27 protein-coding genes are annotated in these 25,574 nt (G+C 70.7%); 10 read left to right on the top strand and 17 right to left on the bottom strand.

Features of this window, described 5'->3' with window-relative positions:
* Nucleotides 1–4 precede the first annotated feature (4 nt).
* Both AB0B98_RS18800 and AB0B98_RS18795 read right to left on the bottom strand, forming a co-directional pair.
* On the bottom strand, nt 5–1,060 hold the full coding sequence (locus tag AB0B98_RS18800; RefSeq protein WP_357364069.1) for a YafY family protein: 1,056 nt from the start codon (nt 1,058–1,060) through the stop codon (nt 5–7).
* Nucleotides 1,057–2,055, bottom strand: a complete 999-nt coding sequence (locus AB0B98_RS18795; RefSeq protein WP_238672303.1) for a WYL domain-containing protein — start codon at nt 2,053–2,055, stop codon at nt 1,057–1,059. The genes AB0B98_RS18800 and AB0B98_RS18795 overlap by 4 nt, the downstream gene beginning before the upstream one ends.
* A gap of 117 nt (nt 2,056–2,172) precedes the next feature.
* Between AB0B98_RS18795 and AB0B98_RS18790 the strand changes: the two genes are divergently transcribed.
* Nucleotides 2,173–3,177 (top strand): cation diffusion facilitator family transporter, encoded by a 1,005-nt coding sequence (locus tag AB0B98_RS18790; protein ID WP_357364067.1) that lies wholly within the window; start codon nt 2,173–2,175, stop codon nt 3,175–3,177.
* Nucleotides 3,178–3,226: 49 nt separating this feature from the next.
* Nucleotides 3,227–4,312 carry a DUF3866 family protein gene (locus AB0B98_RS18785; protein WP_357364065.1) on the top strand — a complete coding sequence of 362 codons (1,086 nt, stop codon included), beginning with the start codon at nt 3,227–3,229 and terminating at the stop codon, nt 4,310–4,312.
* Between the two features lie 150 nt (nt 4,313–4,462).
* On the opposite strand, the gene AB0B98_RS18780 is transcribed toward AB0B98_RS18785, so the two are convergent.
* The 4 genes from AB0B98_RS18780 to rfbA form a co-directional block, all read right to left on the bottom strand.
* Nucleotides 4,463–4,657: a hypothetical protein gene (locus AB0B98_RS18780; RefSeq protein WP_238672306.1), complete on the bottom strand. Its 195-nt coding sequence runs from the start codon at nt 4,655–4,657 to the stop codon at nt 4,463–4,465.
* Between the two features lie 79 nt (nt 4,658–4,736).
* Complete coding sequence (gene pafA, locus AB0B98_RS18775) at nt 4,737–6,095, bottom strand: Pup--protein ligase (RefSeq protein WP_210781723.1); 1,359 nt, start codon at nt 6,093–6,095, stop codon at nt 4,737–4,739.
* Between the two features lie 68 nt (nt 6,096–6,163).
* Nucleotides 6,164–6,787, bottom strand: coding sequence for a dTDP-4-dehydrorhamnose 3,5-epimerase (gene rfbC / locus AB0B98_RS18770; protein WP_238672307.1), 624 nt, complete (start codon nt 6,785–6,787; stop codon nt 6,164–6,166).
* The gene (gene rfbA / locus AB0B98_RS18765; RefSeq protein WP_238672308.1) at nt 6,784–7,674 is read right to left on the bottom strand and encodes a glucose-1-phosphate thymidylyltransferase RfbA; all 891 of its coding nucleotides are present in this window, start codon (nt 7,672–7,674) and stop codon (nt 6,784–6,786) included. Before rfbA ends, rfbC begins: the two co-directional genes overlap by 4 nt.
* Before the next feature lie 85 nt (nt 7,675–7,759).
* On the opposite strand from rfbA, the gene rfbB reads away from it, so the two are divergent.
* Genes rfbB through AB0B98_RS18735 form a run of 6 tightly spaced genes read left to right on the top strand, consistent with a single transcriptional unit; the run spans nt 7,760 to nt 13,039 of the window.
* The gene (rfbB, locus tag AB0B98_RS18760) at nt 7,760–8,761 is read left to right on the top strand and encodes a dTDP-glucose 4,6-dehydratase (protein WP_238672309.1); all 1,002 of its coding nucleotides are present in this window, start codon (nt 7,760–7,762) and stop codon (nt 8,759–8,761) included.
* Complete coding sequence (gene rfbD, locus AB0B98_RS18755) at nt 8,758–9,645, top strand: dTDP-4-dehydrorhamnose reductase (RefSeq protein WP_238672310.1); 888 nt, start codon at nt 8,758–8,760, stop codon at nt 9,643–9,645. The genes rfbB and rfbD overlap by 4 nt, the downstream gene beginning before the upstream one ends.
* Entirely contained in the window at nt 9,642–10,013 is a 372-nt protein-coding gene (locus tag AB0B98_RS18750) for a DUF2304 domain-containing protein (RefSeq protein WP_139584287.1), read from the top strand. Before rfbD ends, AB0B98_RS18750 begins: the two co-directional genes overlap by 4 nt.
* Complete coding sequence (locus AB0B98_RS18745) at nt 10,006–10,707, top strand: glycosyltransferase family 2 protein (RefSeq protein ID WP_357272610.1); 702 nt, start codon at nt 10,006–10,008, stop codon at nt 10,705–10,707. Before AB0B98_RS18750 ends, AB0B98_RS18745 begins: the two co-directional genes overlap by 8 nt.
* A complete protein-coding gene (locus tag AB0B98_RS18740) occupies nt 10,704–12,014 on the top strand; it encodes a polysaccharide biosynthesis protein (RefSeq protein WP_357364062.1) in 1,311 nt (436 codons plus the stop codon). The genes AB0B98_RS18745 and AB0B98_RS18740 overlap by 4 nt, the downstream gene beginning before the upstream one ends.
* Nucleotides 12,011–13,039, top strand: a complete 1,029-nt coding sequence (locus AB0B98_RS18735; protein WP_238672313.1) for a glycosyltransferase family 2 protein — start codon at nt 12,011–12,013, stop codon at nt 13,037–13,039. Before AB0B98_RS18740 ends, AB0B98_RS18735 begins: the two co-directional genes overlap by 4 nt.
* Before the next feature lie 48 nt (nt 13,040–13,087).
* On the opposite strand, the gene prcA is transcribed toward AB0B98_RS18735, so the two are convergent.
* From prcA to AB0B98_RS18700, 7 genes are all read right to left on the bottom strand, one after another.
* Nucleotides 13,088–13,927 carry a proteasome subunit alpha gene (prcA, locus tag AB0B98_RS18730; protein ID WP_238672314.1) on the bottom strand — a complete coding sequence of 280 codons (840 nt, stop codon included), beginning with the start codon at nt 13,925–13,927 and terminating at the stop codon, nt 13,088–13,090.
* A gap of 58 nt (nt 13,928–13,985) precedes the next feature.
* On the bottom strand, nt 13,986–14,825 hold the full coding sequence (prcB, locus tag AB0B98_RS18725) for a proteasome subunit beta (protein ID WP_210781714.1): 840 nt from the start codon (nt 14,823–14,825) through the stop codon (nt 13,986–13,988).
* Complete coding sequence (locus AB0B98_RS18720; RefSeq protein WP_357364060.1) at nt 14,744–14,926, bottom strand: endonuclease domain-containing protein; 183 nt, start codon at nt 14,924–14,926, stop codon at nt 14,744–14,746. Before AB0B98_RS18720 ends, prcB begins: the two co-directional genes overlap by 82 nt.
* A gap of 117 nt (nt 14,927–15,043) precedes the next feature.
* Nucleotides 15,044–15,259 (bottom strand): ubiquitin-like protein Pup, encoded by a 216-nt coding sequence (locus tag AB0B98_RS18715; protein ID WP_030332902.1) that lies wholly within the window; start codon nt 15,257–15,259, stop codon nt 15,044–15,046.
* A 109-nt stretch (nt 15,260–15,368) separates the two neighbouring features.
* A complete protein-coding gene (locus tag AB0B98_RS18710) occupies nt 15,369–16,595 on the bottom strand; it encodes an acyltransferase (RefSeq protein ID WP_357364058.1) in 1,227 nt (408 codons plus the stop codon).
* 113 nt (nt 16,596–16,708) lie between these two features.
* On the bottom strand, nt 16,709–18,226 hold the full coding sequence (gene dop / locus AB0B98_RS18705; RefSeq protein ID WP_124816943.1) for a depupylase/deamidase Dop: 1,518 nt from the start codon (nt 18,224–18,226) through the stop codon (nt 16,709–16,711).
* A 37-nt stretch (nt 18,227–18,263) separates the two neighbouring features.
* A complete protein-coding gene (locus tag AB0B98_RS18700; RefSeq protein ID WP_357364056.1) occupies nt 18,264–19,832 on the bottom strand; it encodes a DUF2142 domain-containing protein in 1,569 nt (522 codons plus the stop codon).
* On the opposite strand from AB0B98_RS18700, the gene AB0B98_RS18695 reads away from it, so the two are divergent.
* A complete protein-coding gene (locus AB0B98_RS18695) occupies nt 19,722–20,396 on the top strand; it encodes a GtrA family protein (protein WP_357364054.1) in 675 nt (224 codons plus the stop codon). The two genes, AB0B98_RS18700 and AB0B98_RS18695, sit on opposite strands and share 111 nt — an antisense overlap.
* Before the next feature lie 64 nt (nt 20,397–20,460).
* Here AB0B98_RS18695 and arc read toward each other — a convergent pair whose 3' ends face one another.
* Nucleotides 20,461–22,245: a proteasome ATPase gene (gene arc, locus AB0B98_RS18690; protein WP_030332887.1), complete on the bottom strand. Its 1,785-nt coding sequence runs from the start codon at nt 22,243–22,245 to the stop codon at nt 20,461–20,463.
* Between the two features lie 178 nt (nt 22,246–22,423).
* Between arc and AB0B98_RS18685 the strand changes: the two genes are divergently transcribed.
* Nucleotides 22,424–22,717: a ferredoxin gene (locus AB0B98_RS18685; protein ID WP_091408893.1), complete on the top strand. Its 294-nt coding sequence runs from the start codon at nt 22,424–22,426 to the stop codon at nt 22,715–22,717.
* Nucleotides 22,718–22,767: 50 nt separating this feature from the next.
* Here the strand turns inward: AB0B98_RS18685 and AB0B98_RS18680 are convergent, their stop codons facing one another.
* Genes AB0B98_RS18680 through AB0B98_RS18670 form a run of 3 tightly spaced genes read right to left on the bottom strand, consistent with a single transcriptional unit; the run spans nt 22,768 to nt 25,539 of the window.
* On the bottom strand, nt 22,768–23,340 hold the full coding sequence (locus AB0B98_RS18680; protein ID WP_091408625.1) for a hypothetical protein: 573 nt from the start codon (nt 23,338–23,340) through the stop codon (nt 22,768–22,770).
* A 46-nt stretch (nt 23,341–23,386) separates the two neighbouring features.
* On the bottom strand, nt 23,387–24,340 hold the full coding sequence (locus tag AB0B98_RS18675) for a tRNA (adenine-N1)-methyltransferase (RefSeq protein WP_238672358.1): 954 nt from the start codon (nt 24,338–24,340) through the stop codon (nt 23,387–23,389).
* Between the two features lie 44 nt (nt 24,341–24,384).
* On the bottom strand, nt 24,385–25,539 hold the full coding sequence (locus tag AB0B98_RS18670; RefSeq protein ID WP_357364052.1) for a site-2 protease family protein: 1,155 nt from the start codon (nt 25,537–25,539) through the stop codon (nt 24,385–24,387).
* Between the last annotated feature and the right edge of the window lie 35 nt (nt 25,540–25,574).

Here is a 25,574-nt window from a genome sequence, read left to right as displayed (position 1 = left end):
CAGCCTACTGGGTGCGGCCGGCCACCGCCCTGTCACCCGACGGCGCGCGCTCCGCGTCGACCTCGGGCGGCCGGGGCGCGGCCGTGGGCGTGGGCACTGCGTACGCGTCCAGCGCGGCGGCCGCCGTCGCCCGCACCTGCTCGGCCAACGCGACCGGGGCGACCACACTCACCTCCGGGCCGAGGCCGAGCACGAACCGGCGGGCCCAGCCCAGGTCGGTGACCCGCAGGGAGACGAGCCACTGGTCGCCGTCGCCGGCCTCCACCCGCTCGCACGGGTAGTACTCGGTGATCCACCGCTCGCCCCGGCCGATGCGCAGGGTGATCAACGGCAGGTCGGCCGAGGGGCGGAACACGCCCTCGGTGAGGTCGTGCGGGACTGCCTGCGGCGGCACCGTGGCCGGCTCGTCCAACTCGGTGACCGCGTCGATCCGGTCGGCGCGGAACAGCCGGACGGCCTCCGCACGCCGACACCACGCCTCCACGTACGCCCGACCGCCGACCATCAGCATCCGCAGCGGGTCGACGACGCGCTCGGTGGTCTCGTCCCGGGCCGCCGTGTAGTAGGTGATCCGCAGCGCCTTGCCGCCCTCCACCGCGGCGCGCAGCGCCTCGACCCGCCCGGTGTCCCCGGGCAACCGGACCGCCACCGGCGCGCCCACCAGGTCGCCCGCAGCCTCGATCTTGGCGAGGGCCCGTTCGACGGCCTCCCGGTTGGCCACCCCGGGCGTCTCGGCCAGCATCCGCAGCGCCACCACCAGTGCGAGGGCCTCGTCTGGGGTCAGCCGCAACGGTCGGTCGATGCCGGCGTCGTAGGTGATGGTCACCCGGTCACCGTCGAACGCCATGTCGATCAGGTCACCGGGGCCGTACCCGGGCAGCCCGCACACCCAGAGCAGCTCCAGGTCCTCCCGGAGCTGGCGCTCGGTGACGCCCAGGTCACCGGCCGCCTCGGCGATCTCGATGCCGGGCCGGGCCAGCAGGTAGGGCACCAGGTTGAGCAGTCGGGCCAGCCGGTCGGCGGACGCGCGGGAACCGTTGCGGGCGGCCGGGCGGGTCACCTGGCGCCTCCGCTGACGGCCAGCTCGTCGTGGCGCACGGCGATCTCCTTGAGTCGTTGGATGACCGCCTCGCGGACCTCCGGTGGGTCGAGGACCCGCACGTCCGGGCCGTAGCCGACGAGATGGCCGGCCAGCCCGTCCGGGTCGGCGTACGGCAGCACCAGCCGGTCGCCGTCCGGCCCGGCGGTCACCTCCACCGCCCAACGGCGCAGCCCGGCGGCCCGCCCCGGCGCGGCCAGCACCGTGGCCCGACCGGTGCGCTCCACCGGGCCGGACCAGCGGGCCACGTGGCTGATCAGGTCGACGTTTGCCGGCGGCTCGTAGGCGCCGGGAGAGCCGGTCACCCGGACCGCGCCGACGACCCGGGACAACCGGAAGCAGCGGGTCGCCTCCCGGTCCTGGTCGTGGCCGACGACATACCACCGGCCGCGCCAGCAGACCACGCCCCACGGTTGCAGCCGCCTCCGGGTGGGCGCGTCGCGGTCGGGCACCCGGTAGTCGAACCCCACCTCGCGGCGGTCCCGGGCGGCGGCGGTCAGCGGCGCGAACGCCGGGTCGACAGTGACCATCGGCTCCAGGCCGAGGGTCGCCTGCGGGTCCACGTCCACACCGGCGGCACGCAGCTTGGCCAGCCCCGACGACGCGGCGGCGGCCAACCCGGCGTGCTGCCACAGCCGGGCGGCGATGCCGACCGCGGCGGCTTCGTCCGGTTCGAGGAGGATGTCGGGCAGCGCGTATTCGCGGTGGGCGATCCGGTAGCCGGGCTCGGCGTCGAAGGCGCTCGCCGTGCCCGTCTCCAGTGGCACACCCAGCTCGCGCAGCTCAGCCTTGTCCCGTTCGAACTTGCGCTGGAACGCCTCGTGGTCGCGCGCGTCGTCCGGATCGTGCTCGTAACCGGGCACTGTCGCGGCAATCTGCGCGGCGGTCAGGAACCGTCGCGTGGACAGCAGGCAGATCACCAGGTTGACCAGGCGTTCGGTGCGGGTCCGCGACACGCGGTAGACGCTAGCAGCCGACCCGCCCAGACCGTGCACCCACGCGGGCGTGCCGCACACTTGTTCGGATCGGGCCTCCCCCGGCGCGTCGCCGTCCACGGTCATAGGGTGATCCTCATGCCGCAAGCGGACGCCAGGCCCGAGAGCGAGAGCGTCGGCACCATCGTCGTCGCCGGCACCGCCAACCTCGCCATCGCGATCGCCAAGCTGATCGCCGGGCTGATCTCCGGATCAGCCGCGATGCTGTCCGAGGCGGCGCACTCGGTCGCCGACACCACCACCGAGGTGCTGCTCTTCCAGGCGCTGCGCCGCGGCGCCCGTCCGGCCGACCAGCGACACCCCTTCGGGTACGGCAAGGAAAGCTACGTCTGGGCGTTCTTCGCCGCCATGTTCACGTTCGTCGCCGGCGCCGGTTTCGCCGTCACCCACGGCGTCACCACGATCCTGGTGCGCGAGCACAGCGGCGACTACCTCGTCTCGTACATCGTGCTCGGGGTGTCGTTCGTCATCGAGTCGATCTCACTGGGCCGGGCGGTGCGGCAGGTCCGCCGCGAGTCGCGACGCTGGCAGACCACGCCTCGGCGGTTTCTGCGGCTGACCGCCGACACCACAGTCAAGGCGGTCTTCCTGGAGGACAGCGCGGCCCTGATCGGTCTGGTGCTGGCCGGGCTCGGCGTCGGCCTGTCGCACGCCACCGGCGACGAGGTGTGGGACGGCGTGGCGTCGATCCTGATCGGCCTGCTGCTGCTGACCGTCGCCGGGATCCTCGCCGGCAACAACCTGTCGCTGCTGGTCGGCCGGGCCGTGCCGGAGCGGCTGCGCCGCGAGATCGAGCAGGAGCTGGCCGGGCTGCCCGAGGTGGAGCGCATCGACACCCTGTTGACCATGCAGCTCGGCCCGCAGGACATCCTTGTCGCCGCGAAGGTCGACTTCCGCGACGAGGCCACCGGCGCGCAGATCGAGGCCACCGCCGACGAGGCCGAGCGGCGGCTCACCGAGCGATACCCGGAGATCCGCTTCGTCTTCCTCGACCCGACCCGTTCGATGCCGGGCGCCACCGGCACCGCCCGACACACCCAGGCCGGGCCGAGTCCGGACGCCGGTGGTCCCGAGCCGGCCTGACCCACACCCGGGCGCGGGCCGCCGGGCCCGCGCGGCTAGCGTGCCCGTCATGGTGCGATGGCGTACGGGGACGGTGGCGACGCTGCGACGGCAGTGGACCGGGGCGGTGGAGCTGGACGTCGACCTGCCCGACGGCACGCGGATGCGGGCGCTGGCCTACCCGAAGCTGGTCGGCACGCCCGAGCCCGGTGACCGGGTGCTGCTCAACGCCGGTGCGCTGCTGATGGGGTTGGGCACTGGCGGGTACGCCCTGGTGGTCGCATTGCCGGACCGGCTGCCGCCGGACCCACCCGACGTCGCCGACACCCGCGACGCCGGGCACCTGGTCAAGGCCCGCTACACGCCGTTGCAGCCGATCCTGCTCGGCGTCGACGAGGAGGCGTCCCCGCACCGCGACGTGCTGGCCGACGCGGACGACCTGGGCGGCCTGCCGGTGGTCACCGCCGACCTGCACTCGGCGCTCCCGGCGATCCTGGCCGGCATCCGGGCCGACGCCCCGCAGGCGCGGGTGGCGTACCTGCTCACCGACGGCGGGGCGCTGCCCGCCTGGTTCTCCCGCACCCTCGCCGGGCTACGGGCCGAACTGGCCGGCACGATCACCGTCGGGCAGGCGTTCGGCGGCGACCTGGAGGCCACCACCCTGCACGGCGGCCTGCTCGCGGCCCGGTACGTGCTCCACGCGGACGTGGTGATCGTGGCTCAGGGACCGGGCAACCTGGGCACCGGAACCCGGTGGGGCTTCTCCGGCGTCGCCGTCGGCGAGGCGGTCAACGCGATCGCCACGCTGGGCGGGAAGCCGGTCGGATCGTTGCGCATCTCCGACGCCGATCCCCGCCCCCGACACCGGGGGGTGTCACACCACAGCCTCACCGCGTACGGCCGGGTGGCGCTCGCCCCGGCGGACCTGGTGGTGCCCGAGGACCTGGCGCCGTCCCTCGCGGCCGAGGTGCACACGGCGCTGGCGCCCCTGGCGGCCCGGCACCGGATCGTCCGGGTGCTCACCGACGGTCTGGACGCCGCGCTGCGGGCCAGCGCCGTACCCCTGTCCACAATGGGCCGCGGGCTCGACGCCGACCACGCGTACTTCCTGGCGGCAGCCGCCGCCGGCCGCCACGCCGCAACCCTCCTCCCCTAACCAACCCCCACCCCGGCCCCCGGCCCCGGCCCCGGCCCCGGCCCCGGCCCTCAGCCCGGTTGATCATGAAGTTATTGCCCGCCGCCTCGGCGTGTCATGGCAATAACTTCATGATCAACGCGCGCTGGGGGTGGGGTGGGGTGGGGTGGGTTAGGCCAGGAAGATCAGGGCCAGCCAGCCGCCCACTATGAGCACCAGCGCCAGGGCCAGCACCCACGTCGGCACCGTGTAGTCACCGCGCCGGTTACGGTCGATCTCGGCGCGGATCTTCTCCCGCCGGCGTTCGACCCAGTTCTGCCGCTCGGTGCCGCGCTCGGAGCGGTCGGAAGGTCCAGAAGTCGTCATGGCGCGCTCAGCTTAACCGCTCGGTGCGCAGGGCTGACCGGCCCCGTCGGCGCAGCGCACCGACGGGGCCGGCAACCGGTCACATGCTGGCGATCAGCCGTTCCACCCGCTCGTCGTACGCTCGGAACGGATCCTTGCAGAGCACTGTGCGCTGCGCCTGGTCGTTGAGCTTCAGGTGCACCCAGTCGACGGTGAAGTCCCGGCGCTTCTCCTGGGCGTGCCGGATGAACTCGCCGCGCAGCCGGGCCCGGGTGGTCTGCGGCGGGGTCTCCTTGGCCTCGAAGATCTCCGGGTCGGTGGCCACCCGGTCGACATCGCCGCGGCGCTCCAGGAGCCCGTAGAGGCCCCGGCCACGGCGCACGTCGTGGTAGGCCAGGTCCATCTGCGCCACCCGGGGGTGCGACAGCGGCAGGTCGTGCTTGCGCTGGTAGCGCTCGATCAGCCGCAGCTTGCTGACCCAGTCGATCTCCCGGGAGACCGGCTCCAGGTCGCCGCTCTCCACCGCGTTGAGCACCCGGCCCCACAGCTCGACGACACGCTTGGCGGCCTGGTCGCCGCCGCGTCGCTCGACGAACTCGGTGGCCTTGGCGAGGTATTCCTGCTGGATGTCCAGGGCGCTGACCTCCTTGCCGTTGGCCAACCGCACCTTGCGCCGCCCGGTGATGTCGTGCGACACCTCCCGGATGGCCCGGATCGGGTTCTCCAGGGACAGGTCGCGCATCACCACCCCGGCCTCGATCATCCGCAGCACGATGTCGGCGGTGCCGACCTTGAGCAGCGTGGTGACCTCGTTCATGTTGGAGTCGCCGACGATCACGTGCAGCCGCCGGTAGCGCTCGGCGTCAGCGTGCGGCTCGTCGCGGGTGTTGATGATCGGGCGGCTGCGGGTGGTCGCCGAGGAGACGCCCTCCCAGATGTGCTCGGCCCGCTGCGAGAGGCAGTAGACAGCGCCGCGTGGGGTTTGCAGGACCTTGCCGGCCCCGCAGATCAACTGCCGGGTGACCAGGAACGGAATGAGCACGTCGGCGAGCCGGCCGAACTCGCCGTGCCGCGAGACAAGGTAGTTCTCGTGGCAGCCGTACGAGTTGCCGGCGGAATCGGTGTTGTTCTTGAACAGGTAGATCTCACCCGCGATGCCCTCGTCGTGCAGTCGCTTCTCCGCGTCGACGAGCAGCCCTTCCAGGATCCGCTCGCCGGCCCGGTCGTGGGCGACGAGATCGGTCACCGAGTCGCACTCCGGTGTCGCGTACTCCGGATGCGACCCGACGTCCAGGTAGAGCCGGGCCCCATTGCGCAGGAAGACATTGCTCGACCGGCCCCAGGACACCACGCGACGGAACAGATACCGCGCGACCTCGTCCGGGGACAGCCGCCGCTGCCCGCGATAGGTGCAGGTGACGCCGTACTCGGTCTCGAGGCCGAAGATTCGCCGCTCCATGGTGTGACATTAGCCGCCCGGAGGCCCGGTTCGTCACTGTCAGACCACAGGTCGTGCCCCGAGCGCTGTCACATACCGGTTGAGTGCGACATTCCGTCCGGACCGAGGCTCGCCACGAACCGCCGGCAGCTGTCGTACTCCGGAAGCAGGCCCCGCTCGCGGGCCTGCGCCAGAGTCGGCGCCGCGTCGTCGCGCGCGGACAGCAGTGGAACGTCGGCGGGCCACTCGATGCCCAACTCCTCGTCCAGCGGGTGCACCGCGTGCTCGCCGGTCGGGTTGTAGGTGGCCGAGCAGAGATAGCTCAACGTCGCGTCGTCGGTCAACGCGCAGAACCCGTGCCCCAGCCCCTCGCTGAGGTAGACCGCCCGACGGTCGGTGTCGTCCAGTCGGACGCCCTCCCAACGACCGAAGGTCGGGGAGCCCACCCGCAGGTCCACGATCACGTCGAGGACCGCGCCCCGCACACAGGTGACGTACTTGGCCTGCCCGGGCGGCACGTCGGCGAAGTGAACGCCGCGCACCACGCCACGCGCGGAGACCGACAGGTTGGCCTGGGCCAGTCGCAGCGGATGCCCCACCACCTCGGCGAGCTTGTCGAAGCGGTACCACTCCATGAACATGCCACGCGGGTCGCCGTGCTGCTGGGGGGTGATCTCCCAGGCGCCCTCGATGCTCAGCTCCCGGATCTTCACCAGGAACCCCCCTCGTCGCCGGCCTGGTCGTCGAGCAGACCGAGCAGGTAGTCGCCGTAGCCGCTCTTGGTCAGCGGCTCGGCGAGCGCGCGCAGCTGCGCGTCGTCGATCAGGCCAGCCCTCCAGGCGACCTCCTCGACGCAACCGATCTTGAGACCCTGCCGCTCCTCGACCACCCGGACGAACTCGGCGGCCTGCATCATCGAGGTGAACGTGCCGGTGTCCAGCCAGGCGGTGCCCCGATCCAGCACCGTCACCGCCAGCTCGCCGGTCTCCCGGTAAACCTCGTTGACCGCCGTGATCTCCAGCTCGCCGCGGGCGCTCGGGGTGAGCTTGCGGGCGATGTCCACCACCCGGTTGTCATAGAAGTAGAGGCCGGGCACCGCGTAGCGGGACTTCGGGCGGGCCGGCTTCTCCTCGATCGAGAGCACCCGACCATCGGCGTCGAAGTCGACCACGCCGTACTCCTGCGGGTTGGCCACCTGATAGGCGAAGACCCGCCCACCGACCGGGTCACGGTGGTCGGCGAGCTGCCGACCCAGACCCACTCCGTGGAAGATGTTGTCGCCGAGGACCAACGCCACCGACTCGGTGCCGATGAAGTCCGCGCCGAGGATGAACGCCTGCGCGATGCCCTCCGGGCGCTCCTGGCTGACGTACTCAAGCCGCAGCCCGAACTGGCTGCCGTCGCCCAGCAGCCGACGGAACTGGTCCTGGTCCTCCGGAGTCGTGATCACCAGGATCTCCCGAACCCCGGACATCACCAGGGTGGAGAGCGGGTAATAGATCATCGGCTTGTCGAAGACCGGCATCAGCTGCTTCGAGACCGCCCGGGTGATCGGCCAGAGCCGGGACCCGGTGCCGCCGGCAAGTAGGATTCCGCGCATCGGGGAAGCCTAGCCGCACCCGGACCCGTTGCGCGGGGGTCGGATACCAGGGGCCGCGCCACCCGTCGCGTATACTTCCGGACCCGTGAGGATCCTCGTCACCGGCGGAGCCGGATTCATCGGGTCGGAGTACGTTCGCCTGCTGCTGGGCAAGCCCCTCGGCAGTGCGGACAGTGTGCCGCCGCTCGAGCCGGCCGTCGTGACCGTGCTGGACAAGCTGACCTACTCGGGCAACCTGGCCAACCTTGAGCCGGTCCGCAACGACCCGCGGCTGCGGTTCGTGCAGGGCGACATCTGCGACCCGGCGGTGGTCGACACCGTGGTGGCCGAGCACGACGTGATCGTGCACTTCGCCGCCGAGTCACACGTCGACCGTTCGATCGCCGGCGCCGCGCCGTTCGTCACCACGAACGTGCTGGGCACCCAGACGCTGCTCGACGCGGCGCTGCGCCACGGCACCAGCCGGTTCGTGCACGTCTCCACCGACGAGGTCTACGGCTCGATCGACGAGGGCTCCTGGACCGAGACCTGGCCACTCGCGCCCAACTCGCCGTACTCGGCCTCCAAGGCCGGCTCCGACCTGCTCGCGCTGTCGTACCACCGCACCCACGGCATGGACGTGGTCGTCACCCGCTGCTCCAACAACTACGGCCCGTACCAGTTCCCCGAGAAGGTCATCCCGCTGTTCGTCAGCAACCTGCTCGACGGTGGCACCGTCCCCCTCTACGGCGACGGCGGCAACATCCGTGACTGGCTGCACGTGCACGACCACTGCCGGGGCATCGCCCTCGTCCAGCAGAAGGGCCGCGCCGGTGAGGTCTACAACATCGGCGGCGGCACCGAGTTGACCAACAAGGAACTCACCGGCCTGCTCCTGGACGCCTGCGGCGCCGGGTGGGACCGGGTCGTCCCGGTCACCGACCGCAAGGGCCACGACCGCCGGTACTCCCTCGACATCACCAAGATCAGCGAAGAGCTCGGCTACCACCCCAGCATCACCCTCGACCAGGGCCTCGCTGACACCGTCCGCTGGTACCGGGACAACCGCAACTGGTGGGAACCCCTCAAGTCCGCGCCGACCGCATGACCCGACTCCTCGTCACCGGCGCGGGCGGGATGCTCGGCCGGGACCTGGTCACCGTGCTGGGTGCACGGCCCGACCTCAAGGTGACCGCCGCCACCCGCGCCGACCTGGACGTCACCGACAGCGCGGCGGTCCACGCCGCCGTCGCCGGGCACGACCTCGTGATCAACGCGGCCGCGTGGACAAACGTCGACGCCGCCGAGGCCGACGAGGCGGCGGCGACCGCCGTCAACGGCCACGGCGTGGCCAACCTGGCCGCGGCGTGCGCCACCGACGGAACCCGGCTCATCCAGGTCTCCACCGACTACGTCCTGGCCGGCAACGCGGACACCCCGTACCCGGAGGACGCGCCCACCGCGCCGGTCAACGCCTACGGCCGCGGCAAGCTGGTCGGCGAAGAGGCCGTCGCGCGGCTGCTGCCTGACACCGGGTACGTCGTGCGCACCGCCTGGCTCTACGGCGCGCACGGCCCGAACTTCGTGGCCACCATGCTCCGACTCGCCACCCAGCGCGAACACCTCGACGTGGTCGACGACCAACACGGCCAACCCACCTGGTCGTACGCGCTCGCCGAGCGGCTCGTCGCGCTCGCCGACGCGGCGCTGGCCGGTCACGCCACGCCCGGCGTCTACCACGGCACCTGCGCCGGGCAGACGACCTGGTACGGGTTGGCCCGCGCCGCGTTTTCGCTGGCCGGACTGGATCCGGATCGGATCCGACCCACCACCAGCGACCGGTATCCGCGTCCCGCCCCTCGGCCTGCGTACAGTGTGCTAGGGCACAGCCGCTGGGCAGCCGTGGGTCTGCCTCCGCTTCCAGACTGGCACAGCGCCCTGGTTGACGCGTTCCACTCCCCCGCTCCACCCGCCCCGTGGAAGGTCGCATGAAGCTCACCCTCGTCACCGGTCTGACCGGCCTGCTGCTCCTCGGCACCATCGTCGAGCTGTTGCGCCGCCGTCAGCTGCGCGAGAAGTACGGCATGCTCTGGCTCGCCGTACTGATCATCGTGATTCCGCTGTCCCTTTTCCCCCGGCTGCTCGACAACGTCGCCGAACTCCTCGGCGTCGCCTCCGGTGTCAGCCTGGTGCTCTTCCTTGGCATCGTCTTCCTGCTGCTGGTGTGCGTACACCTCAGCTGGGAGGTCAGCGCCCTGGAAGAAGAGACCCGCACCCTGGCCGAAGATTTCGCCCTGCTCCGCGCCCAGATCGACGCGGACCGGGCAGCCCGAGACGAACTGGTGTCGACCGATGGTTAACGGCAAGCGCACACTGATCATCATCCCGGCTCTCAACGAGTCGGGCTCGATCGCCGACGTCGTCGGCGAGGTCCGTGGCGAACTGCCCGGCGTCGACGTGCTCGTCGTCGACGACGGCTCCACCGATCGCACCGCTGCCGTCGCCGCCGCCGCTGGCGCCCTGGTCGCCAAACTGCCGTACAACCTCGGCGTCGGTGGGGCCATGCGCCTCGGCTACCGCTACGCCCGTGACAACGGCTACGACGTCGCCATCCAGATCGACGCCGACGGCCAGCACGACCCCCGGTACGTGCCGAAGCTCGTCGACCTGCTCGATGACAACGACCTCGTCATCGGCGCGCGCTTCGCCGGTGAGGGCGACTACAACGTCCGCGGCCCCCGCCGCTGGGCGATGGTGATGCTCTCCGCCGTGCTGTCCCGGGTCGCCCGCACCAAGCTCACCGACACCACCTCCGGCTTCCGGGCCGCCAACCGGCGGGTCATCGAGATGTTCGCCGGCTGGTACCCGGCCGAGTACCTCGGCGACACTGTGGAGACCCTCGTGCACACCGCCCGCCGCGGCTACCGCATCCGCCAGGTGCCGGTCGCCATGCGCAAGCGGATGGCGGGCACACCCAGCCACTCCCCCGCCAAGGCGATGGTCTACCTCGGCCGCGCGTTCGCCGTTCTCACGCTGGCGCTCATCCGCCGGTGATCCGACGGCTACTGAGCCTGGTCCCGCCCGGCACCGTCGCTGTCGGTGCCGGGCTGGCCCTTCTCGGGCTCGCCTCCTACGTTCACCTCGCCGTCGCCGGCCACAGCCTCAGCCAGGCCGACTACTCGTCCCTGTCGGTGCTCTGGTCGATCGTGTTCACCCTCGGCATCGGCGTGTTCATGCCGATCGAGCAGGAGGTCGCCCGGGTCGTCGCCGCCCGACACAGCCAGGGGCTGCCCCCCGGGCCGGTACTGGCCCGCGGCGTCACCGTCGCCGCCGTGATGCTCGCGGTGCTGGTGTTGGCCGTCACCATCTGTCGTCAGCCGCTCGCCGACAAGCTCTTCGCCGGTGACGGCAACCTGGTCACAGTGCTGATCGGCGCACTCGCCGCGATGGCCGTCGCCTACGCCACCCGCGGTGTCCTCTCCGGCCTGCAACTGTTCCCCTGGTACGGCGCTCAACTCGGGATCGACGGCGGCCTGCGGATCATCATGGTCGCCCTGCTCGGGCTGGCCGGAGTGACGTCGCCCGTCTGGTACGGGCTCGTGCTCGTCGCCGCCCCGCTGGTCAGCGTCCTACTCACAGTGCCACCGGTGCTGCGCGCCATCGGCGGAGGCCCCCCGGTGGCCTGGGCGACCCTGCTGCGTGGCCTCGGCCTGCTCACCGCCTCCAGCCTGCTCTCGCAGGTGGTGGTGAACATCGGCGTGATCAACGTGCAGCTGCTCGCGCCCTCCGACGCGGCAGCCGCCGGCGCACTACTCTCCGCCCTCGTGCTGGTCCGCATCCCCCTGTTCGTCTTCGGCTCCCTACAGGCGTCACTGCTGCCCGGCCTGGCCACCACCGCCACCACCGGCGACCAGGCCGGCTTCCACAGCCTGCTGCGCCGGGCGCTCGGCATCGTCACCGCGCTCGGCCTCACCGGCGCCCTCGGCGCCGTGCTGCTCGGCCCGTGGTTGGTCGGCACCCTCTTCGACGCACCCGGCGTTCTCGGCCACGGCGACTTTGCCTGGTTGGCTGCCGCCACGCTCGCCTACCTGTGGGCGATGGTGCTCGGCCAGGCCCTGCTCGCCCTCGACCGGCACCGCGCCCAGGCCCTCGCCTGGACCGCCGGCGTCACCGCCCTGATCGCCGTGACGCTGATCCCGGCTCCGGTCACCCTGCGCGTCGAACTGGCGTACACCATCGGCTCCGTCATAGTGGCCGCCACCATGGCGATGCTGCTGCGCGGCGGCTTCCGCCGACCCACCACCCCCACCCGGCCGCTCGCCGAGGCCGTCGCCCCTGCCGCATCCGGAGGCATCCGATGACCCGACCCCGGGTGAGCGCCGTCATGCTCGCCTACGGCCCGGAGCCCTATCTCGTCGACGCCGCCCAGGCGGTGCTGGCCAGCACCGACGTCGAGATCGACCTCATCGTCGTCGACAACGGCTGCACCGGGGACGGCATCGACATCGTCAAGGGCCTCCCCGGGGTACGGGTGATCCGACCGGAGGAGAACACCGGTTACTCCGGCGGCTGCCGGGTAGGCGCGGCCGAAGCCACCGGCGACTGGCTCGCGTTCGTCAACTCCGATGCCGTCGTCGCACCCGACGCCCTGGCCAAGACCACCGCCGTAGCCGCCGAAGCGGGCATAGGCGCGGCCATGGCGTCCATCCGGTTGGCCGACACCCCCGAGCTGATCAACACCAGCGGTAACCCGCTGCACTTCACCGGCCTCTCCTGGGCCGGCGGCAACGGCGAACCGGCCAGCAACCACGCCGAGCGGCGGGCCGTACCCTCCCTCAGCGGCTGCTGCTTCGTGATCAGCCGGAAGCTCTGGCGCGAACTCGACGGCTTCGCCGCCGAATACTTCGCGTACCACGAGGACACCGAACTCAGCCTGCGACTGTGGCAGCGCGGACTTCGACTGGAGTACGTGCCGGACGCCGTCGTGCGTCACCACTACGAGTTCTCCCGCAACGCCCTGAAGCTCTACCTGGTCGAGCGGAACCGACTGGTCACCCTGCTCACCGCCTACGAGGCGCGGACACTCGTGGTGCTCGCCCCGGCGCTGCTGCTCACCGAGGCCGCAATGCTCACCGCCGCGGTCGTCGGCGGCTGGTCCCGGCAGAAGCTGCAGGGCTGGGGCTGGTTGTGGCGCAACCGCGACTGGGTTCGCGGCCGTCGACGGCAGCTACAGGCTGAACGCCGGGTGCCAGACGGGGTCATCGCGAAGCTGATGACCGGTCGGGTCACGCCCTCCGGTGTGCCGACCACACCCGGCCTGGGCGCGTTCAACGCCGTCGCCGGCGGTTACTGGGCCCTGGCCCGGCCCCTGCTGCGCCGAGGATGACCGCTGGTGCCGGCCCCTGCTCGGGGCCCGGCACCAGCGGGCGAAACCTTAGCGCTCGCCGCCCTCTGCGGGCCGGTCCTCCAGGTCCGCGGAACCAGCCGAGGACGTCGGCTTGTGCCCCTCAGTGGTCGGCACGACCGGCTCGGCGGGACCGCCCGCCGCATCCGCCGCCTGCCCCTCGGCCGGCGCATCCCCGTCCAGCAGAGCAGTCAGCGCGGCACCGGTGATCCGCCGGAACGTCCGTCCGATCCGCTGACGGTCCAGGACCGCCACCTCGAGCTGGTTCGCGGCGATCGTCCGGGCGGCACCGCCCTCACCACCGACGGTGCTCAACGCCTGCACCGCCACCCTGACCGCCTCGGCCAGGGACATGTCCGCCCGATGCTGCGACTTCAACACACCGGTGATCGCCTCGGCCTGACCACCCATGGCCATCCGCCCTGGCTCGTCGTTCACCGAACCGTCATAGGTCAGCCGGTACAGTTCGTCCGCCTCCGGGGTGGCACCGACCTCCGCCACGCAGATCTCCACCTCGAACGGCTTCGACTGCTCGGTGAAGATGGCACCCAGGGTCTGCGCGAACGCGTTGGCCAGGGCCCGGCCAGTGACGTCACGCCGGTCGTAGCTGAGCCCGTTCAGGTCGGCCATCCGGACTCCGGCACGGCGCAGGTTCTCGAACTCGTTGTACCGGCCGACGGCGGCGAACCCGATCCGGTCGTAGATCTCGCTGACCTTGTGCAGGGCGCTGGAAAGGTTCTCCGCGACGAAGAGGACCCCGCCGGAGTAGCTGAGGACCACCGCGCTGCGACCCCGAGCGATGCCCTTGCGGGCCAACTCGGAGCGGTCGCGCATGATCTGTTCGGGAGAGGCGTAGAACTGCATGGCCACGTCGGCGGTTCTCCTTACGGCGCTGTGCTGACGACTGCTGACTGGTGAGGTGCGGGTCTCAACCGCCCGGGTTCTCCATCCGGCCGGCAACCACACCCTCGGCGATAGCCGCCGTCTCGGTGTCGGTCAGCCGGCGGGTGCCCTCGGCGGTCGCGGTCATCACCACGGGATAGATCCGGCGGGTCAGATCCGGCCCACCGGTCGCGGTGTCGTCGTCGGCGGCGTCGTACAGCGCCTCGACCGCCAGCCGCGTCGCGTCGTCGACGGACAACCCGGCCCGGAACCGCTTCTTCAACGCTGACTTCGCGAACAGCGACCCGGACCCGATCGCGTCGTAGCCGGTCTCCTCGTACGGGCCACCGGTCACGTCGAAGCTGAAGATCCGACCGGCGCGCGCCGGGTCGGCGGCGGCCAGGTCGAACCCGGCGAAGAGCGGCACCACTGCCAACCCCTGCATGGCCGCCCCCAGGTTGCCCCGGATCATCGAGGCCAACCGGTTGGCCTTACCGTCCAACGAGAGCATCGCGCCCTCGATCTTCTCGTAGTGCTCCAGCTCCACCTGGAACAGTCGCATCAGCTCGATGCCGATACCGGCGGTGCCCGCAATGCCGACCAGCGAGTAGGCGTCGGCGGGGTGCACCTTCTCGATGTCGCGCTGGGCGATCAGGTTGCCCATGGTGGCCCGTCGGTCGCCCGCCATCACCACACCCTCGGCGGCCGCGATGGCCACGATGGTGGTCGCGTGCGGCGCCAGGTCGGCGGCCATGCCCGGCGGCAGCGGTCGCCGACCGGGCAACATCTCGGGGGCCACCCGACTCAGAAACGTCGTGAAGGAGGACGTCCCCGCGTTGGTGAACACATCTGGAAGACGCCCGGATGGATCAAAGCCCGCTGCCACGTGGTTCCTCTCAGGTACGTGATCGCCCTGGCCAGCCTCATCGGACTGTCACGGAACTGGCCAAGACCACCGTTGCAGTTGAAGCAGAGTATCCCGCGCACCCATCCGGTGCGATGATCGTGGTCCAGATGTTGCGGGTCGGCGCGCTTCCCGCACCTCGCGGCCGTGCTTCTCCTTCACTTCTCCAAAGAGAGCCATGTCTGAATTGCCCTCTTTGTCTACTGACCTCCTTTTTGCACGTAGCCCCTCACGAATTCCTCTGCGTTCTCTTCGAGGACGGAGTCGATCTCGTCGAGGAGGTCGTCGACGTCCTCGGTGATCTCGGCGTGCCGCTCGGCCACCTCGGGGTTGGCCTCCGTGGTGACGTCCTCGATCTCCTCGCCCTGACGGGACTTGCCGGACTGCGACTGACCGCCGCTGTCATGAGTGGCCATGGCTGTCTCCTCCACGATCGTCTGGGATGAAATCTACCCCGCGCAGGCGACAGAAAGCCCTCACGTCCGCCGTGTTCGGGTCCGGGGGTGTTCGATTGCGGCGAAGCGGTCAGCTCCGAGGAGCCGACGCGTCGGCCGGGGCCGAGGCCGGGACCGGCACCGGCACCCGCTCCGGCTCACGCTGCCCCTCCCCCGACGCCTCCGCCGGTGGTGCCCCACGCCGCAGGCGGGGCGTCCAGTCCTTGAACCGCAGCGCCTGCTTCTCCACCAGATGCCAGGACAGGAACGCCAGGAAGACGGTGCAGACCATGACCACAACGAAGTAGCCGACGAAGCCCCAGGCAGCCGCCCCCAGCCAGGCCAGCATCTGCTGCACGACGAAGGAGTAGATGTAGATGCCGTACGAGTAGTCGTTCTTCTGGCCCACGCGGTGCAGCAGCCGCGGCAACCGGACCGCGAGGTAGAGGATGGCGTATTCGTAGGCGAGCAACGCCGGGCCGAACAGGTGGCCCTCCAGGGTCTGCCAGCCGGCCACGACGATGGCGAGCACGCCGAGGACGTCGCTGATGGGGAGCTTGTCGCTGTACAGATCCGCGACGGCCCCCACCAGGAACATGAAGCCGAACCGCAGGAACCAGATCTTGCTGAGCGCGCCGAGCAGCGGCAGCGTACCGACGGAGCCGCTGGTGAAGTACGTCGATCCGCCGAAGCGCAGCGCCTCGTACTGGTTCCAGAGCAGCAGACCGAAGACGACAACGGCGGCCGCGAGCACCAGCCAGCGGGCACGGCGCAGCACCGCCACCACGGCCAGCGAAGCCACGATCAGGTAGCAGAAGATCTCGTAACTGAGCGTCCAGAGTGAGCCGTCGAGGACGCTCTTACGCACCAGGTCGCCGTACGGCGTGTCCCGGAAGACGTCGACGATGCCCTGCTGGCGGTAGCCACCCCACCAGTTCGCCTGCAGGAAGTTGACCACGCCGGCCGGGTGCCGCCACAGGCCGTCCAGATTGCCGCGATCGGCGTACCAGACGATCGGGGCCACCACCAGGCCGATGAACAGCAGACACACCCAGAGGCCCGGCCAGATCCGCAGGGCCCGGTGCCACAGGTAGCGGGGCAGGCTGGCCCGCCGGGCGCTGCGGGTGATGAGGAAGCCGGAGATGCCGAAGAAGCCGGCCACCCCCAGACCGGCCACGTCGACGACCTCGGTCAACGGTCGGGCGTACCCGATCACCGCGGTGTGCGCGAGGACGACCGCTACGGCGAAGCAGAGCCGCAGAAAGCCGAAACTGTTGGCACGCCCGGCGTACGCGTTCGACAGTGGTACAGCGGTCATCGCACGCAGGCCAACCTGCCGGGCTGAGGGGAGCATCGCATCACCGTGTGGGTCGACGGATCGGGGGACGGCCTAGCATGCCACACGGTGATTGCCGGCGGAGGCACCGGATCTCAGCCTCCGGTCAGTGTCTCCAGCAGGTCCTTGGCGCTGGCACAGCGGTCGAAAAGCGCCCCGACGTGCGCGCGGGTGCCCCGCTCCGGCTCCATCATCGGGACCCGGACCAGCGACTCCCGACCCACGTCGAAGATCACCGAGTCCCAGCTCGCGGCGACCACTTCGGAGGCGTACTGGGCGAGACAGCGGCCGCGGAAGTAGGCCCGGGTGTCCTCCGGCGGCTCGGTCATCGCGGTGCGCGTCTCGTCGTCGGTGAGCAGTGTCTTCATCGCCCCCCGGCTGACCAGGCGGTGGTAGAGGCCCTTCTCCGGCCGGACGTCGGAATATTGCAGGTCGACGAGCTGGAGCTTGTGCGAGCCCCAGCCGAGCTTCTCCCGCTCCCGGTAGCCCTCCAGCAGCCGCAGCTTGGCCACCCAGTCCAGCTCGTCGGCGCAGAGCATCGGATCGCGGCCGAGCCGGTCCAGGACGCTCTCCCAGCGGTCGAGCACGTCGATGGTCTGCTCGTCGGCGTCGGTGCCGTACCGGTCGTCGACAAAGGACCGGACCCGCTCCAGGTACGCCCATTGCAGGTCGAGGGCAGTGAGCCGGCGACCGTCACGCAGTCGCATCCGGTGCGTCAGCGAGGGGTCGTGGCTGACGGCGCGCAGCTCGCTGACCGGGTCGGCGATGCCGAGGTCGGCGCCGAGGGCCTTCTCCTCGATCATGGTGAGGATCAGCGCGGTGGTGCCGACCTTGAGGTAGGTGGAGATCTCGGAGAGGTTGGCGTCGCCGATGATGACGTGCAGCCGGCGGTACTTGTCGGCGTCGGCGTGCGGCTCGTCCCGGGTGTTGATGATCGGCCGCTTGAGGGTGGTCTCCAGCCCCACCTCGACCTCGAAGAAGTCGGCGCGCTGGGAGATCTGGAAGCCGCTCTGGCCGCCGTCCTGGCCGATGCCGACCCGGCCGGCGCCGCAGACGATCTGCCGGGTGACGAAGAACGGAGTCAGGTACGCCACGATGTCGGCGAACGGCGTCTGCCGGCGCATCAGGTAGTTCTCGTGGGCGCCGTAGCTGGCGCCCTTGTTGTCGGTGTTGTTCTTGTAGAGGTGGATCGGCTGGGTGCCCGGGATGGTGGCGGCCCGGCGGGACGCCTCGGCCATCACCCGCTCGCCGGCCTTGTCCCAGCGCACGATGTCCCTGGGGGTGGTGACCTCGGGGGTGGAGTATTCGGGGTGAGCGTGGTCCACGTAGAGCCGTGCGCCGTTGGTGAGTATCACGTTGGCCAGGCCGAGGTCTTCGTCCGCGAGAGCCTCGGCGGGGTCGTACGCGGCGCCGGAGTAGGTGAAGCCACGAGCGTCGCGCAGCGGCGACTCTTCCTCGTAGTCCCACCGGGCCCGGCCGCCCCGGTTGAGTTCCGGGCGTGCCCCATAGGCGTTGACCACCTGCGATGAGGTGACCATCGGGTTGGCTCCGGCCTGCCCGGGCACGGAGATGCCGTATTCGACCTCGGTGCCCATGATCCGTCTTACGCTCATCGACCTACCCGCTTCGCTCGCCCGACCCGGTCCCCCGTCAGGTCGAGCGTAGTCCGCCCTGAGCACCTGCACTCTGCAGGTGAGTGCCGGCGGGCCGGAACAGTTCGCTGGATTCGGTGTCGGAATGCTCAGCGGGCGGCGTCGGCTCGTCGGTGGCGGCGGGGCGGGTGGTCCAGACGAGCCACCCGAACAGCACCAGGCCGAGGCTGGCGCTCAGCAGCGGAATCACCGAGCCGACCACCGGATGCCAGTCGCCGGCGAGGGGGTTGAGGCTGCTCAGTCCGATGTTGGCGGGCAGGCCGTTCTGCCAGCGGACCATCGTGTACGCCAGGCAGAAGAGCTGGATCGGCAGCAGGAGCAGCACGGCGAGTCGGGTGAACGAGCGGGCCCGGGCGACCTCGAAGCCGCGTTGTTCGGCGATCCACGCGGCGTAGAGCAGGACACCGACCAGCATGGGCAGCATGTAGCGGCCCTGGGTGACGAAGCCGCTCTCGTTGACCAGGGCGATCTGCATCAGGGAGGGGACGGCCACGCCGCCGCCGAGCAGCACGAGCAGCCGCCACCGGTCGAGCGTGCTGCCCCAGACGACCCCGATGAGCAGCAGCGCTCCGGCGACGAGCTGCCAGATCAGGTACGGCGGGGCGGGCATCCGGGTGTCCAGCCAGGAGGTGACCCCGACGATCTGGTCGAGGTATCCCCGCCACCGGTCGGCCTCGCGCAGGGCCGCCTGCCCGTAGGTGAGCCGGTCGGCGGAGTAGTTGCCGAGGTCGGAGGTCTGTTGGCGGACGGACCAGGCGAGCACGGCGAGTGTCGACAGGACGATGCCACCTGCCCAGAGCTGCGCGGCCCGGTCCCGCAGCAGGCCGAGGAGGTTGCTGCGGCGCAACGGGAAGGCGAACGCGATGAAGGCGGTCGCCAGCCAGAGCGGGCCGGTCTGGCGCAGCACCGCGAGGAGCAGCGCGCTGATTCCGACGAGGACGATGAGGCCGCGCCGTGGGCCGGGTGGGCCGAGCAGCAGGGGGATGACAGCGCTGAAGAAGGCGATGCCGGCGGCGATCTCCAGGCCGTTCGGGTTGACTGCGCTGGCCATGTGCACGGCCATCGGGGTGGTGACGACGAGCAGGGCACCCAACATGAGGCCGCGGCGGGAGCGGTTGCGGATCACGACGTACGCGCAGGCGAGCAGCGCGGCGCAGCACAGGGCGCTGATCATGCGGGCGAGCAGGACGCCGGACCAGCCGGGCCAGAGCACTGTGGGTGCGCCGACGAGGGCGTAGTAGGCGGGGAAGTAACGACCGGCCCCGGTGCCGGCGCGGGTCGGTGTGTCGTCGCTGCCGGGGGGCTGGGCGCAGGCCGCCGAGACTTCCTTCTTGAACTGCCAGCACTGCTCGCGGACGAGACCGCCGGGGACCGTCTGGAAGGCGCCGGTGCCCTTCTTCGCATCGGCGGGAGGGGGCGCGATCTGCCCGGCGGCGACGCCGGCCGCTCGGACGATGTGCTCGCGCTCGTCCGGGGTGCCGTCGTAGGGGGCGGCCATCGACCAGGCGAAGATGATCAGGAAGAACGCGGCGAAGGCGAGGGCCCAGTGCCGTCGGCTTGTACTCACGGTGGCTGCCGGGCTTCCGTCGGTGGCCGGCGGCGTCACTCTTCCGGGATCAGGCACGTCAACCTCGCGGCTCGCGCGGGCAGGCCCCGCTGGGTGGATGGACAGACGATAGACTCCCTCGTCGTCCTCACCGCTCCGGGTCCCCCCTTGGAGAACTCTTTGCTGTCACCTGTTGCCGATTCCGTCCGCCACCTGTCCCGACACAGTGCTGTGCGGTTTCTGGTCGTCGGAGGTCTGAGCGTTGCCGTGGACACGGGATCACTCTTCGTGTACCACGGAGTTCTCCGGATTGTCCTGCCGGTTGCGGCCGGCATGTCGTTCCTGACCTCGTTCTGGGTCAACTTCGGGCTGAACCGGGCGTGGTCGTTCGGCTCGTCCGCCCAGATGGTGCCGCAGGTGGGGCGCTACTTCGCGCTGGTCCTCGCCAACCTGACCGCCAACGTGGTCCTGGTGTCCGCGTTGACCTGGGCGGGCACGCCGTACCTGCTGGCGAAGCTGCTGGTGACGGCGTCGCTGTCGGCGGCGAACTACGTGGTGTCGAAGCGGTGGATCTTCGCTGCCTGACCGACGCTCTGACATACCCGCAGCGAGGGTGCCCACCGGATGGTGGGCACCCTCGCTGTTGGGGTCAGAGGTACTGGCCGGTGTTGCTGGCGGTCTCGATGGACCGGCCGGCCTCGGCGCCCTTGCCGCCGGAGACGAGCGTGCGGATGTAGACGATCCGCTCGCCCTTCTTGCCGGAGATGCGCGCCCAGTCGTCGGGGTTGGTGGTGTTGGGGAGATCTTCGTTCTCGCGGAACTCGTCGACGCAGGCGTCGAGCAGGTGCTGAAGGCGCAGCCCCTTGCGACCCGAGGTGAGGAACTCCTTGATGGCCATCTTCTTGCTCCGGTCGACGATGTTCTGGATCATCGCGCCGGAGTTGAAGTCCTTGAAGTAGAGGACTTCCTTGTCACCGTTGGCGTAGGTGACCTCGAGGAATCGGTTCTCCTCGGTTTCCGAGTACATCCGCAGCACCACGGCGTCGATCATCGCCGCGACCGTCGCCTGGGGGTCGGTGCCGTGTTCGGCCAGGTCGTCCGGGTGCAGGGGCAGCCCGGAGAGGATGTACTTGGAGAAGATGTCCTTGGCCGCCTCGGCGTCCGGTCGCTCGATCTTGATCTTGACGTCGAGGCGACCGGGGCGCAGGATCGCCGGGTCGATCATGTCTTCCCGGTTGGAGGCGCCGATGACGATGACGTTCTCCAGCCCCTCCACGCCGTCGATCTCGCTGAGCAGCTGCGGGACGATGGTGTTCTCCACGTCGGAGGAGACACCGGAGCCGCGGGTCCGGAAGATCGAGTCCATCTCGTCGAAGAACACGATCACCGGCGTGCCCTCGCCGGCCTTCTCCCGGGCACGCTGGAAGATCAGCCGGATGTGCCGCTCGGTCTCACCGACGTACTTGTTCAGCAGCTCCGGGCCCTTGATGTTGAGGAAGAAGCTGGTGTGCTTCTCCTTGCCCTGCCGCTCGGCGATCTTCTTGGCCAGCGAGTTGGCCACCGCCTTGGCGATGAGCGTCTTGCCACAGCCGGGCGGGCCGTAGAGCAGGATGCCCTTCGGTGGGCGGAGCTGGTGCTCGCGGAACAGGTCCGCGTGCAGGAAGGGCAACTCCACCGCGTCGCGGATCTGCTCGATCTGCGACTGGAGGCCACCGATGTCGCCGTAGTCGACGTCGGGCACCTCCTCCAGGACCAGCTCCTCGACCTCGCTCTTCGGGATCCGCTCGTACGCGTACGCCGAGCGGGGCTCGATCATGAGCGAGTCGCCGGCCCGGATCGCCGAGCCGATGAGCGTCTCGGCGAGGTGCACGATGCGCTCCTCGTCGGAGTGGGAGACCACCAGCGCCCGGTCGCCCGGCCCGCCGTTCGGCCCCTCCAGGATCTCCTTGAGCATCACCACTTCGCCAACCCGCTCGTAACCGAACGCGTCGACGATGTTGAGCGCGTCGTTGAGCAGGACCTCCTGGCCGCGCCGCAGGTCACCCACGTCGAGCGAGGGCGAGACCGCGACCCGCAGTTTGCGGCCACCGGTGAAGACGTCCACCGTGCCGTCCTCGTGCTTGGCCAGGAAGACTCCGTAACCGCTCGGCGGTTGCGCGAGCCGGTCGATCTCCTCCTTGAGCGTCACGATCTGCGTGCGAGCTTCCTTGAGGGTGCTCACCAGCCGGTCGTTGTTCTCGGTCAGCCGCGCCAACTGTGCCTGGGTGGCCGCCAGCCGCTCTTCGAGCTGCCGGACGTGTCGGGGGCTTTCGGTCAATTTGCGCCGCACCAGGGCGAGTTCCTCTTGCAGGAACGCGACCTGCGTGGAGAGATCGTGGGCTTCCTTCTCCCACCGTGCGGCGCGCGAGTCCGCGTCGTCGCTACGTGCTGCCACGTCCCACCTCCCCGGGGGGCTTGAACGTTCTGCCCTAACACTAGCCGCTATGAGGCCGATTCGGTCCCACGCAACACCCTCGTCACCGAACCTTGATCGCCAAGGGTGGCCTGACGGGCCGTTACCGGCGTTCGGGTACCGTCGGAGCGTGGCACGGGAGAACATGGGGGGTGCACAGGTGGCCGAGGTCGCGACCGACGAATTGCAGGTCTGGGTCGACCAGGACCTCTGCACGGGCGACGGGCTGTGCGTGCAGTACGCGCCGGAGGTTTTCGAGTTCGACATCGACGGCCTGGCCTACGTCAAGGGCGTCGACGGTGAGCTGCGGATGGCACCGGGCAGCCGGGTCGACGTCCCCGCGCACCTGCGACTCGAGGTGATCGACTCCGCGAAGGAGTGCCCGGGCGACTGCATCCACGTGGTGCGCGGCGACGGCGTCGAGGTCGCCGGCCCGGACGCCGAGGAAGACTGACCCACCGGCCGGGCCACGACGGCCCGGCCGGGCCCAGTTCGGGGTACGCCTCAGAGCATCGGACGGCCGACCACCGAGGCGACCAACCGCGCGAACTCCTCCAACCGGGCGATCTGCCCGGCCCCGCCGTCGTCGAGGGTCTTGCCGAAGCGCAACGCGTCGTGCCGGGGCGTGCCGGCCATCTCCTCGCTCGGCGGCGCCTCGTCCAACGAGGTGAGCAGCAGGTAGACGTCGATGCTGTCGACCCGGATCTCGCCGCTCTCGGCACGATTGAGCCGCCGCCGGCAGCCCACCTCGGTGACTGTGGAGACCGGCACCACCCGCAGCGACGAGGTCATCGAGCCCGGCGGGCCCTCCTCCGGCGGGACGTCCTCGCCGTGCCAGAGGATCAGCCGGCTGCCGTCGCAGACCACGACCTCCTGCCACACCCCGTTGACCTCGTTGACGAAGCGCTCCAGGGTGAAGCCGAGCACCGACGCGCCGCGCAGCACGCCGCCGAGCGCCTCCAGGGCGACGTCCGGGTCGCGCAGGTAGGCCCGCGCCGCAGACTCCAGATCCTGGTAGGGCGACCAGTCGGGAAAGACCGCGGGGAGGTCTCCACCGCCGTAGCCCGGTCGGCTCATGCCAGCGTCTCCCAGTGCTCGGCGCTGCCGACACCCAGCTCGATGGTCACGGCCTGTCCATCTCCCCCGCACCGTTGGGTTGCGCGTCCGCGGCCTGCGCGGCGGCGGCCTGTCGGGCCGCCTCCGCCGCGCGCAGGTCCTGGCGGCGCTGCGCGTACGCCTCGGTGCCCTTGCTGGGTTTGCGTCGGCGCGGCGGCGCGGTTACCCCGGGGGCCAGCTTGCGCGCGGACACCAGGAAGGCGGTGTGCGCGATCATCCGGTGGTCCGGACGGACGGCGAGGCCCTCGGCGTGCCAGTCGCGCACCAGGGACTCCCAGGCCCGCGGCTCGGTCCAGCCGCCGCGCTCGCGCAGCGCCTCCACCAGTTCGGAGAGCTGCGGTGTGGTGGCGACGTAGCCGATGAACACCCCGCCGGGCACGAGTGCCCGCTCGACCATGTCGAGGGTCTCCCAGGGGGTCAACATGTCCAGGATGATCCGGTCGAAGCCCGTCTCGCGGCACTGCGCGACGTCGCCGACGTGCAGGTTCCACGAGGGGTGCGGCCCGTTGAAGAACGCCTCGACATTGCGCTTGGCGATCTGGGCGAAGTCGTCACGCAGTTCGAACGAGTGCAGCTCACCCTCGGTGCCGACGGCGCGCAGCAGGGAGCAGCTCAGCGCGCCGGAGCCCGCGCCGGCCTCGAGGACCTTCGCGCCGGGGAAGATGTCGCCCATCGCCACGATCTGCGCCGAGTCCTTGGGGTAGATCACCTGGGCGCCGCGCGGCATGGACAGCACGTAGTCCGACAGGAGCGGCCGCAGGGCCAGGAACGCGGTGCCGCCGCCGGAGGTGGTCACCACGCTGCCGTCGGGGAGCCCGATCAGCGCGTCGTGCGCCAGGATGCCGCGGTGGGTGTGGAACTCCTTGCCGGGCTCCAGCGTCACTGTGTGCATCCGCCCCTTGGGGTCGGTCAGCTGGACCCGGTCGCCGGGCCGGAACGGCCCGCGGTGCACGGGTGTCAGCGCCGGGTTGGCGGGGTCGGCGGCGACGGTGGAGGGAGTTGCGGTCACGGTGTCATCTTCCGGTTGGGTTCGAGGAGCTGTGCCAGGTCCGCGATGTGCAGAATGCCGACGACATCTTCGCCTGACGTCACCACGTACTGTGCGCCCGGGTGGGTCTGTACGGCCTCCATCACCCGCTCGCCGTCCCACCCGACCGACAACGTGGGAAGGGTGCCCAGCGAGCGGGCGACGGCGTCCACCGCCAGCCACGGTCGGCGCTCGATCGGCACCGCTTCGGCGGCGGCCGGGTCGACCAGCGCCACCGGTCGGCCGGTGGAGTCGGTGACCAGCAGCGCGGCGGCAGGCTGCCCGCTCTCGTCGCGTCGGCGCTGGGCCTCGGCCAGTGGCGTACCGGTGGCCGCCGGCCAGACCGGACGGGCCAGCCGGGCGAGGTCGATCAGCGGGAACCGGCGGCTGACCCGGGCTGCCCGGATCGACTGCCCGGCGCCACGCCAGAGGGTGACGGCGACCAGCAGCATCAGCGGCAGCGCCAGCGGCGCCAGCCGCCGCTCGACGGTGAGCAGCAGGACCAGGGCCGCGGTGCCGACGGCGACGACCCGGCCGGCCCACCCGGCGACCTCGGTGCCGAGGTGCCGGTCGCGGGTGAGACCCCACACGGCGGCGCGCAGCGCCCGGCCGCCGTCGAGTGGCAGCCCGGGCAGGCTGTTGAACACCGCCACGATGACGTTGCTGACCGCGAGCTGGAAGGCGAGCTGGTGGGCCACGGTCCCCTCGGGCAGGGCGAGCGTGGCGGCGACCGCCAGGACGCCGAGCACCGCGGAGACCGCCGGGCCGGCCAGCGAGACCAGCAGGTCGACGCGGGCCGACGGGGCGTCCCGGTCCATCTCGGTGTAACCGCCGAGCAGCTCAAGGGTGATCCCGCGCACACCGATGCCGTACCGCCGGGCGGTGAGGGCGTGGCCCAGCTCGTGCAGCAGCACCGAGCCGAGCAGCGACACGACGAACCCGAAGCCGATCAGGTAGCCGCTGAGCTGCGGCAGGTTCAGTTGTCGACGGGCGAACTCGCCGTAGAGCACCGCGATGAGCACCGCGAGCAGGACCATGGAGCCGTTGAGGTGCAGCGGCACCCCGAACACCTTGCCGACGTTCAGGCCGAGGCGTCGGTCCGGTCGGCGTGGCGGCCTGGTTGTCTGCTCCATCGCCACGATGCTACGGACCGTCGCTGGGTGGGGCG

The organism is Micromonospora sp. NPDC048947, assembly GCF_040649495.1.
GTDB lineage: Bacteria > Actinomycetota > Actinomycetes > Mycobacteriales > Micromonosporaceae > Micromonospora > Micromonospora alfalfae.
The sequence above is the reverse complement of the archived record's forward strand: the minus strand, read 5'-3'. Positions and strand labels throughout refer to the sequence as shown.

Coding starts and splice junctions, on each gene's coding strand:
- pafA (WP_210781723.1), bottom strand. CDS start 6,095: ATGGAGCGGCGAATCTTCGGCCTCGAGACCGAGTACGGCGTCACCTGC.
- AB0B98_RS18680 (WP_091408625.1), bottom strand. CDS start 23,340: ATGAGCCGACCGGGCTACGGCGGTGGAGACCTCCCCGCGGTCTTTCCC.
- AB0B98_RS18790 (WP_357364067.1), top strand. CDS start 2,173: ATGCCGCAAGCGGACGCCAGGCCCGAGAGCGAGAGCGTCGGCACCATC.
- AB0B98_RS18735 (WP_238672313.1), top strand. CDS start 12,011: ATGACCCGACCCCGGGTGAGCGCCGTCATGCTCGCCTACGGCCCGGAG.
- AB0B98_RS18670 (WP_357364052.1), bottom strand. CDS start 25,539: ATGGAGCAGACAACCAGGCCGCCACGCCGACCGGACCGACGCCTCGGC.
- AB0B98_RS18785 (WP_357364065.1), top strand. CDS start 3,227: ATGGTGCGATGGCGTACGGGGACGGTGGCGACGCTGCGACGGCAGTGG.
- rfbA (WP_238672308.1), bottom strand. CDS start 7,674: ATGCGCGGAATCCTACTTGCCGGCGGCACCGGGTCCCGGCTCTGGCCG.
- dop (WP_124816943.1), bottom strand. CDS start 18,226: ATGAGCGTAAGACGGATCATGGGCACCGAGGTCGAATACGGCATCTCC.
- AB0B98_RS18780 (WP_238672306.1), bottom strand. CDS start 4,657: ATGACGACTTCTGGACCTTCCGACCGCTCCGAGCGCGGCACCGAGCGG.
- AB0B98_RS18715 (WP_030332902.1), bottom strand. CDS start 15,259: ATGGCCACTCATGACAGCGGCGGTCAGTCGCAGTCCGGCAAGTCCCGT.
- AB0B98_RS18750 (WP_139584287.1), top strand. CDS start 9,642: ATGAAGCTCACCCTCGTCACCGGTCTGACCGGCCTGCTGCTCCTCGGC.
- AB0B98_RS18710 (WP_357364058.1), bottom strand. CDS start 16,595: ATGACCGCTGTACCACTGTCGAACGCGTACGCCGGGCGTGCCAACAGT.
- AB0B98_RS18745 (WP_357272610.1), top strand. CDS start 10,006: ATGGTTAACGGCAAGCGCACACTGATCATCATCCCGGCTCTCAACGAG.
- rfbD (WP_238672310.1), top strand. CDS start 8,758: ATGACCCGACTCCTCGTCACCGGCGCGGGCGGGATGCTCGGCCGGGAC.